The 14057-nt window shown below is 73.9% G+C and carries 12 protein-coding genes; 6 read left to right on the forward strand and 6 right to left on the reverse strand.

Annotated features, from left to right (window positions below):
* Positions 1 to 254: 254 nt before the first annotated feature.
* On the forward strand, positions 255 to 1637 hold the full coding sequence (locus tag GXW83_RS31010) for a cyclopropane-fatty-acyl-phospholipid synthase family protein (RefSeq protein ID WP_182446324.1): 1383 nt from the start codon (positions 255 to 257) through the stop codon (positions 1635 to 1637).
* Positions 1638 to 1797: 160 nt separating this feature from the next.
* Positions 1798 to 2445, forward strand: coding sequence for a TetR family transcriptional regulator (locus GXW83_RS31015; protein WP_182446325.1), 648 nt, complete (start codon positions 1798 to 1800; stop codon positions 2443 to 2445).
* 385 nt (positions 2446 to 2830) lie between these two features.
* On the opposite strand, the gene GXW83_RS31020 is transcribed toward GXW83_RS31015, so the two are convergent.
* Entirely contained in the window at positions 2831 to 3352 is a 522-nt protein-coding gene (locus GXW83_RS31020; protein WP_225447357.1) for a nitroreductase family deazaflavin-dependent oxidoreductase, read from the reverse strand.
* A gap of 85 nt (positions 3353 to 3437) precedes the next feature.
* Positions 3438 to 4697, reverse strand: a complete 1260-nt coding sequence (locus GXW83_RS31025; protein ID WP_182446327.1) for an acyl-CoA dehydrogenase family protein — start codon at positions 4695 to 4697, stop codon at positions 3438 to 3440.
* Between the two features lie 149 nt (positions 4698 to 4846).
* On the opposite strand from GXW83_RS31025, the gene GXW83_RS31030 reads away from it, so the two are divergent.
* On the forward strand, positions 4847 to 6064 hold the full coding sequence (locus GXW83_RS31030) for an acetyl-CoA acetyltransferase (RefSeq protein ID WP_225447583.1): 1218 nt from the start codon (positions 4847 to 4849) through the stop codon (positions 6062 to 6064).
* Positions 6065 to 6111: 47 nt separating this feature from the next.
* On the opposite strand, the gene GXW83_RS31035 is transcribed toward GXW83_RS31030, so the two are convergent.
* The 3 genes from GXW83_RS31035 to GXW83_RS31045 all read right to left on the reverse strand — a co-directional run bounded on the left by GXW83_RS31035 (position 6112) and on the right by GXW83_RS31045 (position 8983).
* Positions 6112 to 7056, reverse strand: a complete 945-nt coding sequence (locus GXW83_RS31035; protein ID WP_182446328.1) for a beta-ketoacyl-ACP synthase III — start codon at positions 7054 to 7056, stop codon at positions 6112 to 6114.
* A gap of 209 nt (positions 7057 to 7265) precedes the next feature.
* Complete coding sequence (locus GXW83_RS31040) at positions 7266 to 8294, reverse strand: L,D-transpeptidase family protein (RefSeq protein ID WP_182446329.1); 1029 nt, start codon at positions 8292 to 8294, stop codon at positions 7266 to 7268.
* A gap of 236 nt (positions 8295 to 8530) precedes the next feature.
* Positions 8531 to 8983: a Zn-ribbon domain-containing OB-fold protein gene (locus GXW83_RS31045; RefSeq protein WP_182446330.1), complete on the reverse strand. Its 453-nt coding sequence runs from the start codon at positions 8981 to 8983 to the stop codon at positions 8531 to 8533.
* 164 nt (positions 8984 to 9147) lie between these two features.
* On the opposite strand from GXW83_RS31045, the gene GXW83_RS31050 reads away from it, so the two are divergent.
* Positions 9148 to 10329 (forward strand): serine hydrolase, encoded by a 1182-nt coding sequence (locus GXW83_RS31050; protein ID WP_182446331.1) that lies wholly within the window; start codon positions 9148 to 9150, stop codon positions 10327 to 10329.
* A gap of 21 nt (positions 10330 to 10350) precedes the next feature.
* Here GXW83_RS31050 and GXW83_RS31055 read toward each other — a convergent pair whose 3' ends face one another.
* Positions 10351 to 10818: a DoxX family membrane protein gene (locus GXW83_RS31055; protein WP_182446332.1), complete on the reverse strand. Its 468-nt coding sequence runs from the start codon at positions 10816 to 10818 to the stop codon at positions 10351 to 10353.
* A gap of 189 nt (positions 10819 to 11007) precedes the next feature.
* Between GXW83_RS31055 and GXW83_RS31060 the strand changes: the two genes are divergently transcribed.
* Both GXW83_RS31060 and GXW83_RS31065 read left to right on the forward strand, forming a co-directional pair.
* Positions 11008 to 13161, forward strand: coding sequence for an acetate--CoA ligase family protein (locus GXW83_RS31060; protein WP_182446333.1), 2154 nt, complete (start codon positions 11008 to 11010; stop codon positions 13159 to 13161).
* A complete protein-coding gene (locus GXW83_RS31065) occupies positions 13152 to 14036 on the forward strand; it encodes an enoyl-CoA hydratase/isomerase family protein (protein WP_182446334.1) in 885 nt (294 codons plus the stop codon). Before GXW83_RS31060 ends, GXW83_RS31065 begins: the two co-directional genes overlap by 10 nt.
* Positions 14037 to 14057: the final 21 nt, after the last annotated feature.

Raw genomic sequence — 14057 nt, forward strand, 5'->3', positions numbered from 1 at the left:
CTCAGCCACCTCCCCGTGAGTGCTCCCCGTAAATGCCGCGTTCGGCACTGATTCTCCAACGCGGACCCGTTCCGGGGCCAACCAGCCCTCACCGGCCCGGCCGGTCGCGCTCCGGAACGGCCGCGCCCACCAGTAGGCCATGCTCGGGAACGGCTCACGATCGTGTCGCGCGGCTGATCCACGAATTGGTGCACGAGCGTTAGATTGACGGCCTGGCATGTCTCAGCGGTGTCCAACGGCGGTGGAGGCGACAGATGACGGGCACGGCGGAGCAACTGGCCTCGGTTCTGACCGAGCTGCTCGGCACGGAACTGCCGGTACGGCTGCGCACCTGGGACGGCTCGCAGGCGGGCCCGCCCGGCGCCCCGATGCTGGTGCTGCGCAACCGGCGGGCCCTGCGGCACCTGATCTGGCGTCCGGACGAGCTGGGCCTGGCCCGCGCCTACGTCTCCGGCGATCTGGAGATCGACCCCGGCACCGACCTGTACGAGCTGCTCACCGCCGTGGTGCGGCTGGTCGAGCGGACGGACACGGTGACGCTGCGTCCGGGCGCCCGGGAGCTGCTCGGCCCGCAGGGGCGCCGGCTGCTGCGCACCGCCACCACCCTCGGGGCGATCGGCCCGAGGCCGCCGCTGCCGCCGGAGGAGGCCCGCCGGCTGAAGGGCAGCCGCCACTCCCTGGGCCGGGACCGCACCGCCATCAGCCACCACTACGACGTCGGCAACGACTTCTACCGGCTGGTGCTGGGCCCGTCCCTGGTCTACTCCTGCGCCTACTGGACGCCGGAGTCGTCCACCCTGGAGCAGGCGCAGGAGGCCAAGCTGGACCTGATCTGCCGCAAGCTCGGCCTGCGCCCGGGCATGCGGCTGCTGGACGTGGGCTGCGGCTGGGGCTCGCTGCTGCTGCACGCCGCCCGTCACTACGGGGTGACCGGCGTCGGGATCACCCTCTCCGAGGAGCAGGCGCGCGGCGCCCGGGAGCGCATCGCCGAGGCCGGGCTGGCCGAGCAGCTGACGACCCGGTTGCAGGACTACCGCGAGGTCGTCGACGGCCCGTTCGACGCGATCTCCAGCGTCGGCATGGCCGAGCACGTCGGTACGGAGCAGTACCGACGCTACGCCGGGCTGCTGTACGGGCTGCTCGCCCCCGGCGGGCGGCTGCTGAACCATCAGATCGCCCGGCGGCCCAGCGCCCCCGGCGAGCGCTACCGCACCAGCCCCTTCATCACCGCGTACGTCTTCCCCGACGGCGACCTCTCGCCGGTCGGCGAGACCGTCAGCCTGCTGGAGCAGGCCGGATTCGAGGTCAGGGACGTCGAGTCGCTGCGCGAGCACTATGCGCTGACGCTGCGGGCCTGGGTCTCCAACCTGGAGTCCGACTGGGACCGGGCCACCGCGCTGACCAGCACCGGGCGGGCCCGGGTCTGGCGGCTCTACATGGCGGCGTCCGCGCTGGCCTTCGAGGAGAACCGGATCGGCGTCAACCAGGTGCTGGCGGTGCGCACCACCGCCGACGGCGGCAGCGGACTGCCCGGCACCCGGGCGGCCTGGCTGACCGCCGCCGGAGGGCAGCAGCCGGCCCAGGGCCCCGGACCGGGCTCGGCTCTGGATTCGGAACTGAGTTCGGAGCCCGCCTGATTTCTCGCATCGGATTCGGGCCGGAAACCGCCGTCGGCCCCGAAATCCGGCCCTCGGGCCGGTGCTGCGCCGCGCCCGCCGTCCGGCGGCCCGTCAGCCTGACGGAGCATTCGGCACACTGCCGGATAGCGCGCGGATCTTGCCACGGTAAACTGACGGCATGACAGGACAAGTTCGCACCGTCGACGGGCGTGTCGCCGGGCGACGCGGGCAGGCGACGCGGCAGAAGCTGCTCGAATGCCTTAGCGAGATGCTCAGCACATCGCCCTACCGGGACGTCAAGGTCATCGACGTAGCCCGGATGGCGGGTACCTCCCCCGCAACGTTCTACCAGTACTTCCCCGACGTCGAGGGCGCTGTCCTCGAGATCGCGGACGGGATGGCCAGGGAAGGCGCCGGTCTCAAGGACCTGGTCGCCGAGAAGTCGTGGGCCGGAAAGACCGGCTACCAGACGGCCGAGGAGCTGGTTGACGGCTTCCTCACGTTCTGGCGCGACAACGAGGCCATCCTGCGCGTGGTCACGTTGGGCTCAGCGGAAGGGGACAAGCGGTTCTTCAAGATCCGCATGAAGATCCTCAACGCGGTGACCAACTCGCTCACCGACTCCCTCAAGGCCCTCCAGGCCTCGGGGAAGGCGGACGCGTCGGTCAGCGCCCCGGCCATCGCCGGATCGCTGGTGGCCATGCTGGCCGCCGTCGCGGAGCACCAGAAGGGGTTCGACTCCTGGGGCGTCAAGGCCAAGGAGCTCAAGCCCAGCCTGGCGCTGCTGGTCTACCTCGGCATGACCGGTAAGAAGCCGCCGAAATAGCGGGTGACCACGGCACCGGTCCCGGCCGGTTAGCCCTGGCCCCGACCAGTCCCGGGTGTCTCCCGGGCATGCGCGGGCTCGCACCGGCCGCTCCGGCGGCCACGGGCGGCCCGCAGGACGCCCCGGGACGATCCCGGACGTCCGGATGGTGCCAGGACGCCCGGGGTGAGTGCTCGGTGAGCGCTCCTGGGCTGCGAAAACCCGGTCGCCTGTCCGACCGGGCGAGGGACCGGCTGCGCCTCGGGGGAGGTACACCGGTCCGAAACGCCGCGCCCGCACTCACACCCGCATGCCCGCAGTACCCCTCTCGGAGTCGTCTGCGAGTCGTCTGCGACGCCGGATCCGCCCTGGGCGGCCCTCCCCTTCGCCGGGGAAGGGCCGCCCATCATTCATTCCCCGCGACGCCCTCGGATACGCCCGCCGCGCGGGTCCGCGTCCGCTCCGTCCGCCGTTGGCGGAGCGGCTCCAGCCGGAAGATCCGCAGCTGCCGCTCCACCCGCGCCTGGTAGGCGGCGTACGGCGGCCACATCTGCAGCAGCGCCGCCCAGGCCGCCTCGCGCTCCCCGCCCTCCAGCAGCCGGGCGGTGACCGGCAGCGTCCGGCCCCGGTGCTCGACCGTGACGTCCGGGGCGGCGAGCAGGTTGCCGGTCCAGGCCGGGTGCCGGGCCTGGCCGAAGTTGCTGCCGATGACCAGGAAGCCGCCGCCCGGCTCGGGCAGGCAGGCCAGCGGGGTCACCCGGGGCTCGCCGCTGCGGCGACCGACCGTCGTCAGGAACAGCGACGGCAGCAGGTACTGGCTGATCATCACCCGGCCGCCGCTGAGCCGGTGCACCGCCCGGTCCAGCCGGGGCAGGACGCGCGGGGCGATCCGGGCGAAGGCCCGCGAGGTGGAGACCCGCTGGATCACCGCCGCCCCGCGCGAACGGGGTGAGCGGGGCGAGCGGGGTGAGCTGGACGGTCGGGGCGGCTGACCGTGGGCTTCCGGCGCCATGTCACACCGCCGCCGCTCGGCCGCGCCCGGCGTGCGGCCCGGGCGGGAACAGCCCGGCGCGGGCCGCGGCACGGGCGCGCAGCCGGTGCGGCGCCCCGAACAGCAGCTCGTCGGCGACGGCCCGCTTGAAGTAGAGGTGGATGTCGTGCTCCCAGGTGATGGCGATCCCGCCGTGCACCTGGATCGCCTCGGCGGCGGCGGTGTGCAGGCACTCCAGCGCCTGGGCCAGCGCCAGCAGCACCGCGGTGGCCGCCGCCGACGCCGACGCACCGCCGTCGGCGCCGGCGCCCGTGGCGGCGTCGAGCGACCAGGCTGCGTAGTGGACCGCCGAGCGCGCCGACTCCACCGCGACATACACGTCCGCGAGCTTGTGCTTGATGGCCTGGAAGGAGCCGATCGGCCGGCCGAACTGCTCCCGGGTCTGCGCGTACTCCACTGCCCGGGCCAGGCAGTGCTCGGCCGCGCCCACCGCCTCGGCGGCGGTGGCCAGCGCCGCCGACAGCCCGACGCCGTCCAGGCCCGGCCCCGCGTCCAGCGCCGGATCGCCGAGCGGGACGCCGACGGTGTCGCGCAGCTCCACCCGCCCCAGCGCGCGGGTCTCGTCCAGCGAGGCGCAGCGGCTGCGGGTGAGCCCGGGGGCGTCGCCCGCGACCAGGTAGAGGACGGTCCGGCTGCGCGGGAAGCCCCCGGTGTGCGCGGCGACGACCAGCAGGTCGGCCCGGGCGCCGTCGACGACCGGCGCGGCCTCCCCGTACAGCAGCCACCCCGGCGTACGGTCCGGCGTCGCGTCGGGCGGCGTCCGGTCCTGGGAGGGCCGGGGGCGGGCCTGGATGCCGCCGGCGCGGCCGCCGCCCGCAGCCGTCCCGTCGGGCAGCGGTCTCGGCAGGACCAGCGCGGCGGTCCGCTCGCCGCTCGCCAGGGCCGGCAGCAGCCGGGCCCGCTGCTCCGGTGTGCCCAGCGCGAGGACGGCGCCCGCCGCCAGGACGCAGGAGCCGAGCAGCGGCGAGGGCAGCAGCACCCGTCCGGTCTCCTCGCAGGCCAGGGCCAGCTCGATCGGCCCGAGCCCGGCGCCGCCGTACTCCGCGGGCAGGGCCAGGCCGGGCAGTCCGGGCTGTTCCGCGAGCCGCCGCCACAGCTCCGGATCGTGCCCGGACGGGCTCGCCGCCGCCGCGCGGACCTGCTCCGGGGTGCAGCGCTTGGCCAGGGCCTCGCGCAGGGTACGGCGGACGGCCTCTTGTTCGGGGGTGGGCGCGGGGTCCATACCGCCTCCAGCTCTCGTGTGCTGACGGTCCGTCATCCTAGGAGCAGCGGTCACGGGAGCACAGGGGCACGGGCCATAAATCTGATGTACCGTCAGCTATCCGGTTCGGCCGCAACACCGTTACCTCTCGGAGGAGTTGACCCGTGCCCGTGCCCTCCCTGCACAACCCGGTGCCGCCGGAGCAGCCGCGCCGCCGGGTCGCGGTCGTCGGCGTGGCCCACTCCGACTGCGGCCGGGTGGACGACGCGACCGCGTTCCAGCTGCACGCCCAGGCCGCCCGGCGGGCCCTGGCCGACTCCGGACTGCCGCGCTCGGTGATCGACGGCGTGGCCTCGGCCGGGCTCGGCCTGCTCGCCCCCGTCGAGGTCTGCGAATACCTGGGCCTGCGCCCGCGCTGGACCGACTCCACCTCGGTCGGCGGCTCGACCTGGGAGGTCATGGCCGCCCACGCGGCCGACGCGATAGCGGCCGGCCACGCCGAGGCCGTCCTGCTGGTCTACGGCTCGACGGCCCGCGCCGACCTCAAGGCCCGGCGCCGCACCGCCGGGCTCGCACTGGGCGCACACGGGCCCCAGCAGTTCGAGGCCCCGTACGGGCACACGCTCATCTCCAAGTACGCGATGGCGGCCCGCCGCCACATGCACGCGTACGGGACGACACTGGAGCAGCTCGCGGGCGTCGCCGTGCAGGCCCGGGCCAACGCCGCCGCCAACCCGGAGGCCATGTACCGCGCCCCGCTCACCGTGGACGAGGTGCTCGCCGGGCCGCCCGTCGCCTCCCCCTTCACCAAGCTGCACTGCTGCATCCGCTCGGACGGCGGCTGCGCCGTCCTGCTCGCGGCCGAGGACTACGTCCCGGACACCCGGCACGCCCCGGTCTGGATCCTGGGGGCCGGCGAGCACCTCAGCCACAGCCTGATGTCGCAGTGGGAGGACTTCACCGTCTCCCCCGCCGCCGTCTCCGGCGCCCTCGCCTACCGGCGCGCGGGCGTCGGCCCGGCCGACATCGAGCTGGCGCAGCTGTACGACGCCTTCAGCTACATGCCGCTGGTCGCCCTGGAGGACCTGGGCTTCTGCGCCAAGGGCGAGGGCGGCCCCTTCGTCGACGCCGAGCACGGCCGGCTGCTGCGGGAGGGCGCGCTGCCGGTGAACACCGACGGCGGGGGCCTGTCCGCCTGCCACCCGGGCATGCGCGGCCTGTTCCTGATCACCGAGGCCGTCCGCCAGCTCCGCGGCGACTACGCGTCCACCGCCCCGGCCCGGCAAGTCCCGCGCCGCGACCGCACCCCCGGCCCGCCCGGCCTCGCCCTGGTCAGCGGTGTCGGCGGCTGGTTCTGCTCCTCCGCCACCCTCGTCCTCGGCCGCTGAACGCGACCGGGGCAGGAGGCCAGGGGCAGGGGGCCAGGAGCCGGGGGCTAGGGGCAGCGGACGACCTGGCCGGCGTAGGCCAGGCCGCCGCCGAAGCCGAGCAGGAGGACGGGGGCGCCGGAGGCCAGCTCGCCGCGTTCGACCAGCTTGGAGAGGGCCAGCGGGATGGACGCCGCCGAGGTGTTGCCCGAGTCGACGACGTCGCGGGCGATGACAGCGTTCGGCGCGCCGATCTTGGCCGCGATGGCGTCGATGATCCGCAGATTGGCCTGGTGCGGGACGAAACCGGCCAGCTCGGCCGGGGTGATCCCGGCCTTCTCGCAGGCCAGCCGGGCCAGCGGGGCGATCTGCGTGGTGGCCCAGCGGAACACCGCCTGCCCCTGCTGGGTGATGGTCGGATCCCAGCCGTCGATGCGCACGGCGTCGCCCTTGGACGGGTCGGAGCCCCAGACCACCGGCCCGATGCCCGGCTGCTCGGCGCCGCCGACCGCCTCGACCACGGCCGCGCCCGCGCCGTCGCCGAAGATCACACAGGTGCTGCGGTCGGTCCAGTCCAGGACGTCGGACATCCGCTCCGCGCCGATCACCAGCGCCCGGGTGGCCGCGCCCGCGCGGATCGCGTGGTCGGCGGTGGCCAGCGCGTAGGAGAAGCCCGAGCAGACCGTATTGATGTCGTACGCCGCCGGCGCGGCGATCCCGAGCCGGGCCGCGACCTGCGCGGCGGTGTTCGGGCTGCGGTCGATCGCGGTGCAGGTGGCCACGGCGACCAGGTCGATCGTGGACGCGTCCAGGCCGCTCGCGGCCAGCGCCTTCTCAGCGGCGAGGAACGCCAGGTCGGAGACGGTCTCGGATTCGGCGATGTGCCGCGTGCGGATGCCCACCCGGCTGCGGATCCACTCGTCGTCGGTGTCGACCAGCTGCGCCAGGTCGGCATTGGTGAGGACCTTGGGCGGCTGGTAGTGCCCGAGCGCGACGATACGAGAACCGGTCATGCCCCCACTCAAGCCGGTTACCGGCCGGTCCATAGGCATGACCAGGGACAGTTTCCGACGGGCGATGCTGTAGGGGCCTGACAACCGCCAACGGGCGGCTGGGGCCTGACCGCTTCCCCTCAGCCAACTCTCACCTCGGACGCCCGTTCGGGCATCGTGCGGCCATCGGAGCCCGCCCGCAGCCCGATCCGCCGACCGCGTCCGGAGGCTCAGGCCGCGAGCGCGGCGGCGTCGCCCATCACTATGACCGGGTGCTCGGCCGGGTCGAGTTCCTTGAGCAGCGCCACCATGTCCGCCTGCGGAATGCTGATGCAGCCGTGCGTGGGGCCGCCGTGGTCGACGTGCACCCAGATCCCGCCGCCCTTGGACGCGCCCATGGGCCGCGCCGCCGACAGCGGGGAGGTGCCCGGCACGTGGTTGTAGTTGATGGCGACGACGTAGTTGAAGGCGTCGGCGAGCGACTCGCCCTCGAAACCGGTGCTGAGGTCCTTGAACTCCGAGGACTGGAGGTACGGCAGCTTGGTCCCCGGATTGGCGTAGAGGCCGCCGGCGTCGGTGAGGGTGTAGACGCCGATCGGGCTGTGCAGGTCGCCCTCGTGGTGGTCGGTGGTCCAGCCGTCCAGGGCATTGTGCCCGGCCCAGACTGCGCCCGGCAGCCACCGCCCGGCGGCGGTGCGGGTGTACAGCACGACCGTGACGGTGTTGGTGGTCGCCGATCCGCCCCGGGCCAGCAGCACCTGCCCGGCGCCGGCCGGGATCTTCGCCCGGAACGACGCGCCCAGCCCCGGCAACTGCGCCAGGCCCGGAGCGGGCTTGGGCGCGGCGGGCCTGCTGGGCGCGGACGCGGGCCGGGACGCGGCAGCCGGCTTGGCGCCGACCGGCGGGATGCCGTCCGCGCTGGTCCGACCGGCGGAGGTGGGGCCGGGCAGCAGCCCGGCCACGGCGAGCACCGACAGGGCGGCGATCGAGCCGACGCCGAGGACGCCGTTGCGCACCCGCCGTTTGCGCCGCGACTGCGCCCGGGAGGCGGCCCGGGCCTGCAGTCGGCTGGTGGGGAATCCCGCAGAGCCGACGCCCCCGGACGGTCCGGCCGCGGCGGTCCCGTCCGCACCGGCGTCGTGGGCGTCGAAGCCGCCGTACCCGCCGTCGCCGCGCAGGCCGCGTGCGTCGCCGTCGCCGCCCGGGCGTCGGCGACGACCGGAGCCGCGGGGAGTGCTGGAAGGCGGGTGACTGGGCATGTGCAGGGTCCTCGGGGGTGTGGGTGCGCGTGAATGGCCGGATCGTCACAACGGACGAGACGGATGCCCTTGGCGCCTCCCGGTCAACCGGCCGCACCCCTCTGCGCGACCGTCACTCGTCTCACGCTACCCCCACGAACTGCCACCGCCCAGGAAGGGAAGGTTTCCTTTCTCGGCGTCCGGGGCAGCCGGTCGGTGGGTGTACGTCCCAGCGCGGCAGTGCCGCTGAGGCATCATCAGCGGTCAGACGGACGGAACACGGCCACGGCCGCCATGTGCGTGATCTGAGGGTCCGCTGTTTCTGCTGTGGTAAAGGTCACAAACAAGGGCATCCCGATCCGCAGCTCCGCGACCGGGCAGTCGACGATCTCCGTCATCATCCTCGGGCCCTCCTCCAGGTCCACCACCGCGGCCACATAGGGCAGCCGGTCGCGGAACGGCGGCAGGTCATTGGCGTGCACCTCCGACCAGGTGTAGAGCGTCGCCCGCCCGGACGCCTCCTCCCAGGCCACGTCCTCGCTCCAGCAGTACGGGCAGAACTCCCGCGGATAGTGGTGCGCCCGACCGCACCCCCCGCACCGCCGCACCAGCAACCGCCCGCGCGCGGCCGCCTCCCAGTAGACCCGGGTGAATCCGTCCGGCTCGGGTTGGCCCGGCGCGGCAACAGCGGCCGGAACAAAGGCTGTCATGCGCATTCTCCACTCTGCTCAGTTTTCTGACTGCCCGTCAGAATGCGCCCCCAGCCGCTCCCCGGCAACCCCCACTCCGCGCCGCCACGCCGCTTCCGGTCGCGGGGGTTCGGGGGTGGAACGAGAATGGCGTGGGGGCAGCAACGCAGTGGAGGAGGCAGGCGATGGCCGGGCTGGGTGACCTTCTGGGGGCGCGTGTCGGCGTCGGCGCGGGCGCGGTGCCGGGGGCAGTGGGGCTGGTGGCGCGGGGCGGACGGGTCGAGGTGGCGGCCGTGGGCTCCGTGGACGTCCAGGGCAGTGCGCCGATGGCGCGCGAGTCGATCGCCCGGATCGCGTCGATCACCAAGCCGGTCACCGCCGCGGCGGCGATGGTCCTGGTCGACGAGGGGCGCATGGCGCTGGACGATCCGGTCCGGCGCTGGCTGCCGGAGCTGGCCTCGCCGGTGGTGGTGCGCACCCCCGGCAGCGAACTGGACGACGTGGTCCCGGCAGTGCGGCCGATCACCGTGCTCGACCTGCTGACCTTCCGCGCCGGGTACGGCTTTCCCTCGGACTTCTCGCTGCCCGCCGTCGCACCGCTGTTCAGTGTGCTGCTGCAGGGACCGCCGCAGCCGCAGGCGGTGCCGGAGCCGGACGCCTGGATGGCGGCGCTGGCCGGGATCCCGCTGCTGCACCAGCCGGGCGAGGCGTGGCTCTACAACACCTGCGCGGACATCCTGGGCGTGCTGATCGCCAGGGTGGCCGGGCAGCCGCTGGAGGAGTTCCTGGCCGAGCGGCTGTTCGACCCGCTCGGCATGGTGGACACCGGCTTCGCGGTCCCCGCAGCCCGGTTGGACCGCTTCACCGGCTACTACCGCGAGGATCCGGCGGGCGGCCTGGCCCTGCTGGACCCGCCGGACGGGCAGTGGGCCGCACCGCCCGCGTTCCCCTCCGCCGCAGGCGGGCTGGTCTCGACGGTGGACGACTGGTACGCGTTCGGCCGGATGCTGCTCGCCGGGGGCGTGGTGGACGGGCGGGCCGCCGGGGCCGCCCACGGCCGCCGACTGCTCTCGGCGGAGGCGGTTCGGCAGATGACCACCGACCAGTTGACGAGCGTCCAGCGGGAGCCGACCGGGCTGTTCCTGGAGGGCCAGAGCTGGGGCTTCGGCGGCTCGGTCGACGTCGAGCCGGTGAACCCGTGGAACGTGGCCGGTCGCTACGGCTGGGTCGGGGGCACCGGGACGACGGCCCACATCACACCGGCCACGGGCACCGTCTCCGTCCTGTTCACCCAGGTGCAGCTGGGCGGCCCGACCCCGCCCGCGCTGATGCGGGACTTCTGGCGCTACGCGGCGGCCGGTGCCTGAGCCGCCACCGGCCCCCGGACGCTAGTACCAGGCGCCCGAGAAGAAGAGGGAGTCCAGCGACCAGGTCTGCCAGCTCATGGCGAGCAGCGCGACCAGGGAGATCAGCGCCATCATCAGGTTCTGCCCCTGCTCGGCCCAGTCGTGGATCATCAGCACGAAGTACAGCAGGTTCAGCAGCAGTCCGGCGGCCAGGGCGACTGCGCTGAGCAGGCCGACGGTGAGGCCGAGGCCGAGGGCCAGCTCGGCGGACACCACCACGTACGCCATGGCCCGGGGCCGGGGGGCGACGATCCGGTCGAAGGAGCCGCGCACGGCGGACCAGCGGTGCTTGGCGGCGACGCCCTTGGCCCAGTCGATGCCGGTGCCGCGCTGCAGCCAGCCGCGCTTGTCCTTGTGCCGCCAACTCTCCAGCCACCATAGGCCGAGGCCGATGCGCAGCACCGCGAGCCAGTGGGCGGCGCTCAGTCCGTAGCTGTGGACGACCTGCATCTGCCCGCCTCGCCTCCGGCCGCACGGCCCGATGTGCGCCACCATCACCATTCTTGACGCATCGTCAGTTGACCGCAACGGGGATCGCCCGCGCAAGGGGTCGGGACGGTTCGTCCGCCCTCTTCCACCACAAGCTTCCGGCAAGTAATCTGATGGTACGTCAGATAACGTGGGAGTGGAGGCTGCGCCATGCTGGACGCGGAGGATGGCATCGATGTCAGCGGACGGCCGCTCCACCCCCGTCCGGTCGATCTTGAGTCCTTCTTCCGCCCCGCCGCTGTCGCGGTCATCGGCGCGTCCGACGCCCCCGGCCGGCCCAACACCGGCATCACCCGGCAGTTGCGGGCCTGGGCAGAGCGGGTCGGCGCGCGCATGTTCCCGGTCAACCCCGGCCGGTCCGAGGTCGACGGGCTGACCTGCTACCCCGATCTGGCGTCGGTGCCGGCTCCCGGCGGGGAGCCGATCGACCTGGCGGTGATCCTGCTCGGCGATCCGGCCTCGGTGGTCCCGCAGTTGATCGAGGCCAAGGTGCGCTTCGCCGTGGCCTTCGCCTCGGGCTTCGCCGAGACCGGCAGCGCGGGCGCGGCCGCGCAGGAGCAGTTGGCGCAGCTGATCGCGGACGCCCCGACCGGCCTGCGGTTGCTCGGCCCCAACACCAACCTCAACGCGTTCGAACGGTTCCGCGACGACCTCACCGGCCCGGCGATCGCGCTGATCACCCAGAGCGGCCACCAGGGCCGTCCGGTGTTCGCGCTCCAGGAGCTCGGCATCCGGCTCAGCCACTGGGCGCCCACCGGCAACGAGGCCGACCTGGAGGTCTCCGACTTCGTCCGCTGGTTCGCCGACCAGCCCGAGGTCGGCGCCATCGCCGCGTACATCGAGGGGTTGAAGGACGGCCGTGCCTTCCTGCTGGCCGCCGACCACGCCGCGCGCCGGGGCGTGCCGGTCGTCGCCGTCAAGGTCGGCCGGACCAGCGAGGGCGCGCGCATGGCCGCCTCGCACACAGGCAAACTCACCGGCGCGGACGACGTGGTGGACGCCGCGTTCCGCCAGTTCGGTGTGATCCGCGTCGACGGACTGGACGAACTCCAGGACACCGCAGCCCTGTTGGCCCGGGCCAAGCCGCCGACCGCCGACGGCGTCGCGGTCTACTCCATCTCCGGCGGCACCGGCGCGCACCTCGCCGACCTGGCGGCCGCACGCGGCCTGACCCTGCCCCGGCTGGGCCAGGCCAAGCAGGACGAACTGCACCAGTGGATACCCGGCTACCTGAGTGTGGCCAACCCGATCGACAACGGCGGTCACCCGGTGGGCGATTGGCGCGGCCGGAAGATCCTGGACGCGATCCTGGCCGACCCGTCCGTGGGCGTGCTGATCTGTCCCGTCACCGGCCCCTTCCCGCCCATGAGCGACAGGCTCGCACAGGATCTGGTCGAGGTCGCGGAGACCACCGACAAACTGGTCTGCGTGGTGTGGGGTTCGCCGGTGGGCACCGAGGCCGCGTACCGGGAGACCCTGCTCGGCTCCTCCCGGGTCGCCGTCTTCCGCACCTTCGGCAACTGCGTCCGGGCCGTCGCCGCCTACCTGGAGCACCACCGCTTCACCGCCGGCTACCGCAGCCCGTTCGACACCGCGCCGCGCACGCCCTGCGCCGGCAAGGCCAAGGCGCAGCGGGTGCTGCACGCCGGGCAGCAGCTCAGCGAGGTCGCGGCCAAGCAACTCCTGCGCGCCTACGGCATTCGTGTGCCCCGCGAACAGCTGGTGGCGAGCGCGGCCGGGGCGGTGCGGGCGGCCGGCGTGGTGGGCTACCCGGTGGTGCTGAAGGGCTCCGCTCCCGAGGTCGCCCACAAGACCGAACTCGGCCTGGTGAAAGTCGGATTGACCTCGGCCAGTCAGGTCAGGGACGCCTTCAGGGAGCTCACCGACAACGCCCGGGCGGCCGGGATCGGGCGGCTGGAGGGCGTGCTGGTGTGCCAGATGGTCGAGGCCGGGGTGGAGATGGCGCTCGGCATCAGCCAGGACCCCACCTTCGGGCCCACGGTCACGGTCGGGCTCGGCGGGGTCTTCGTGGAGGTGCTGCGGGACACCGCGGTCCGCGTCCCGCCGTTCGCCTGCGCGGACGTCCGGACGATGCTGGCCGAGCTGCGCGGCAGGCCGCTGCTGGACGGGGTGCGCGGCGGGCCGCCGATGGACGTCGACGCGCTGGTGGAGGTGGTGATGCGGGTCCAGCGGATGGCCCTGGAACTGGGCGACGACCTCGCCGAGCTGGACATCAACCCGCTGATGGTGCTCGAACGCGGCAAGGGCGTGGTCGCGCTGGACGCGCTGGCGGTATGCCGGTGAACAGCCCGGCCGCTGCGGCAGCGGGCGACGCGGCGGCGGGCGGTGCACCAACGGCCGGTGCAGCCGATGCCGACGCGGCGGGCCCGCCGGTGCTGCGCCGGATGGACGACGGCGTCAGCTGGATCACCCTCAACCGGCCCCGGACGCTGAACGCCGTCACCGCCGAGATGCGCGAACAGCTGATCGCGCTGCTGGAGCAGGCCTCCGCCGACCCCGCCGTACGAGCCGTGGTGCTCACCGGCGCAGGCCGAGGCTTCTGCTCCGGCGCCGACCTCCGCAACCCCGCCCCGGGCGCGGCGGCGGATGGGCGGGTGGCGGGGGATGTGGCGCGGGTGTTGCGGCGGGGGGTGCAGCGGATGGTCGGGGCGGTGCTGGACTGCGAGAAGCCGGTGCTGGCGGCGGTCAACGGCACGGCGGCGGGCGTGGGCGTACCGCTGGCCCTGGCCTGCGACCTGGTGCTGATGGCGGACACGGCGACGCTGGTGGCCGCGTTCGTACGCCGGGGGCTGGTGCCGGACGGCGGCGCGGCGTACCTGCTGCCGCGCCTGGTCGGGCCGCAGCGGGCGAAGGAGCTGCTGCTGTTCGGCGATCCGCTCCCGGCTGCCGAGGCGGAGCGGCTGGGGCTAGCCAACCGGGTGGTCCCGGCGGCCGAGCTGGAGAAGACCGCCCAGTCCTGGGCCGCGCGGCTGGCGTCCGGGCCGACCAGGTCGATGGCGTTGACGAAGCAGCTGGTGAACGCCGCCCTGGAGTCCGACCGGGCGGGCGCCTTCGCCGCCGAGGCGAACGCCCAGGAGATCAACCTGACCAGCGCGGACGCCCAGGAGGGGGTGCGCGCGTTCGTCGAGCGCCGCACCCCGCGCTTCACCGGCCGCTGAGCAACGCCCCGCCGACGGCGG

Origin of the sequence: Streptacidiphilus sp. PB12-B1b (assembly GCF_014084125.1) — a bacterium.
Lineage (GTDB): Bacteria > Actinomycetota > Actinomycetes > Streptomycetales > Streptomycetaceae > Streptacidiphilus.

Bases quoted from the DNA above. Each gene is read 5' to 3' on its own strand.
- GXW83_RS31010 (WP_182446324.1), top strand. From the start codon at position 255: ATGACGGGCACGGCGGAGCAACTGGCCTCGGTTCTGACCGAGCTGCTC.
- GXW83_RS31015 (WP_182446325.1), top strand. From the start codon at position 1,798: ATGACAGGACAAGTTCGCACCGTCGACGGGCGTGTCGCCGGGCGACGC.
- GXW83_RS31025 (WP_182446327.1), bottom strand. From the start codon at position 4,697: ATGGACCCCGCGCCCACCCCCGAACAAGAGGCCGTCCGCCGTACCCTG.
- GXW83_RS31035 (WP_182446328.1), bottom strand. From the start codon at position 7,056: ATGACCGGTTCTCGTATCGTCGCGCTCGGGCACTACCAGCCGCCCAAG.
- GXW83_RS31040 (WP_182446329.1), bottom strand. From the start codon at position 8,294: ATGCCCAGTCACCCGCCTTCCAGCACTCCCCGCGGCTCCGGTCGTCGC.
- GXW83_RS31045 (WP_182446330.1), bottom strand. From the start codon at position 8,983: ATGACAGCCTTTGTTCCGGCCGCTGTTGCCGCGCCGGGCCAACCCGAG.
- GXW83_RS31050 (WP_182446331.1), top strand. From the start codon at position 9,148: ATGGCCGGGCTGGGTGACCTTCTGGGGGCGCGTGTCGGCGTCGGCGCG.
- GXW83_RS31055 (WP_182446332.1), bottom strand. From the start codon at position 10,818: ATGCAGGTCGTCCACAGCTACGGACTGAGCGCCGCCCACTGGCTCGCG.
- GXW83_RS31060 (WP_182446333.1), top strand. From the start codon at position 11,008: ATGCTGGACGCGGAGGATGGCATCGATGTCAGCGGACGGCCGCTCCAC.
- GXW83_RS31065 (WP_182446334.1), top strand. From the start codon at position 13,152: ATGCCGGTGAACAGCCCGGCCGCTGCGGCAGCGGGCGACGCGGCGGCG.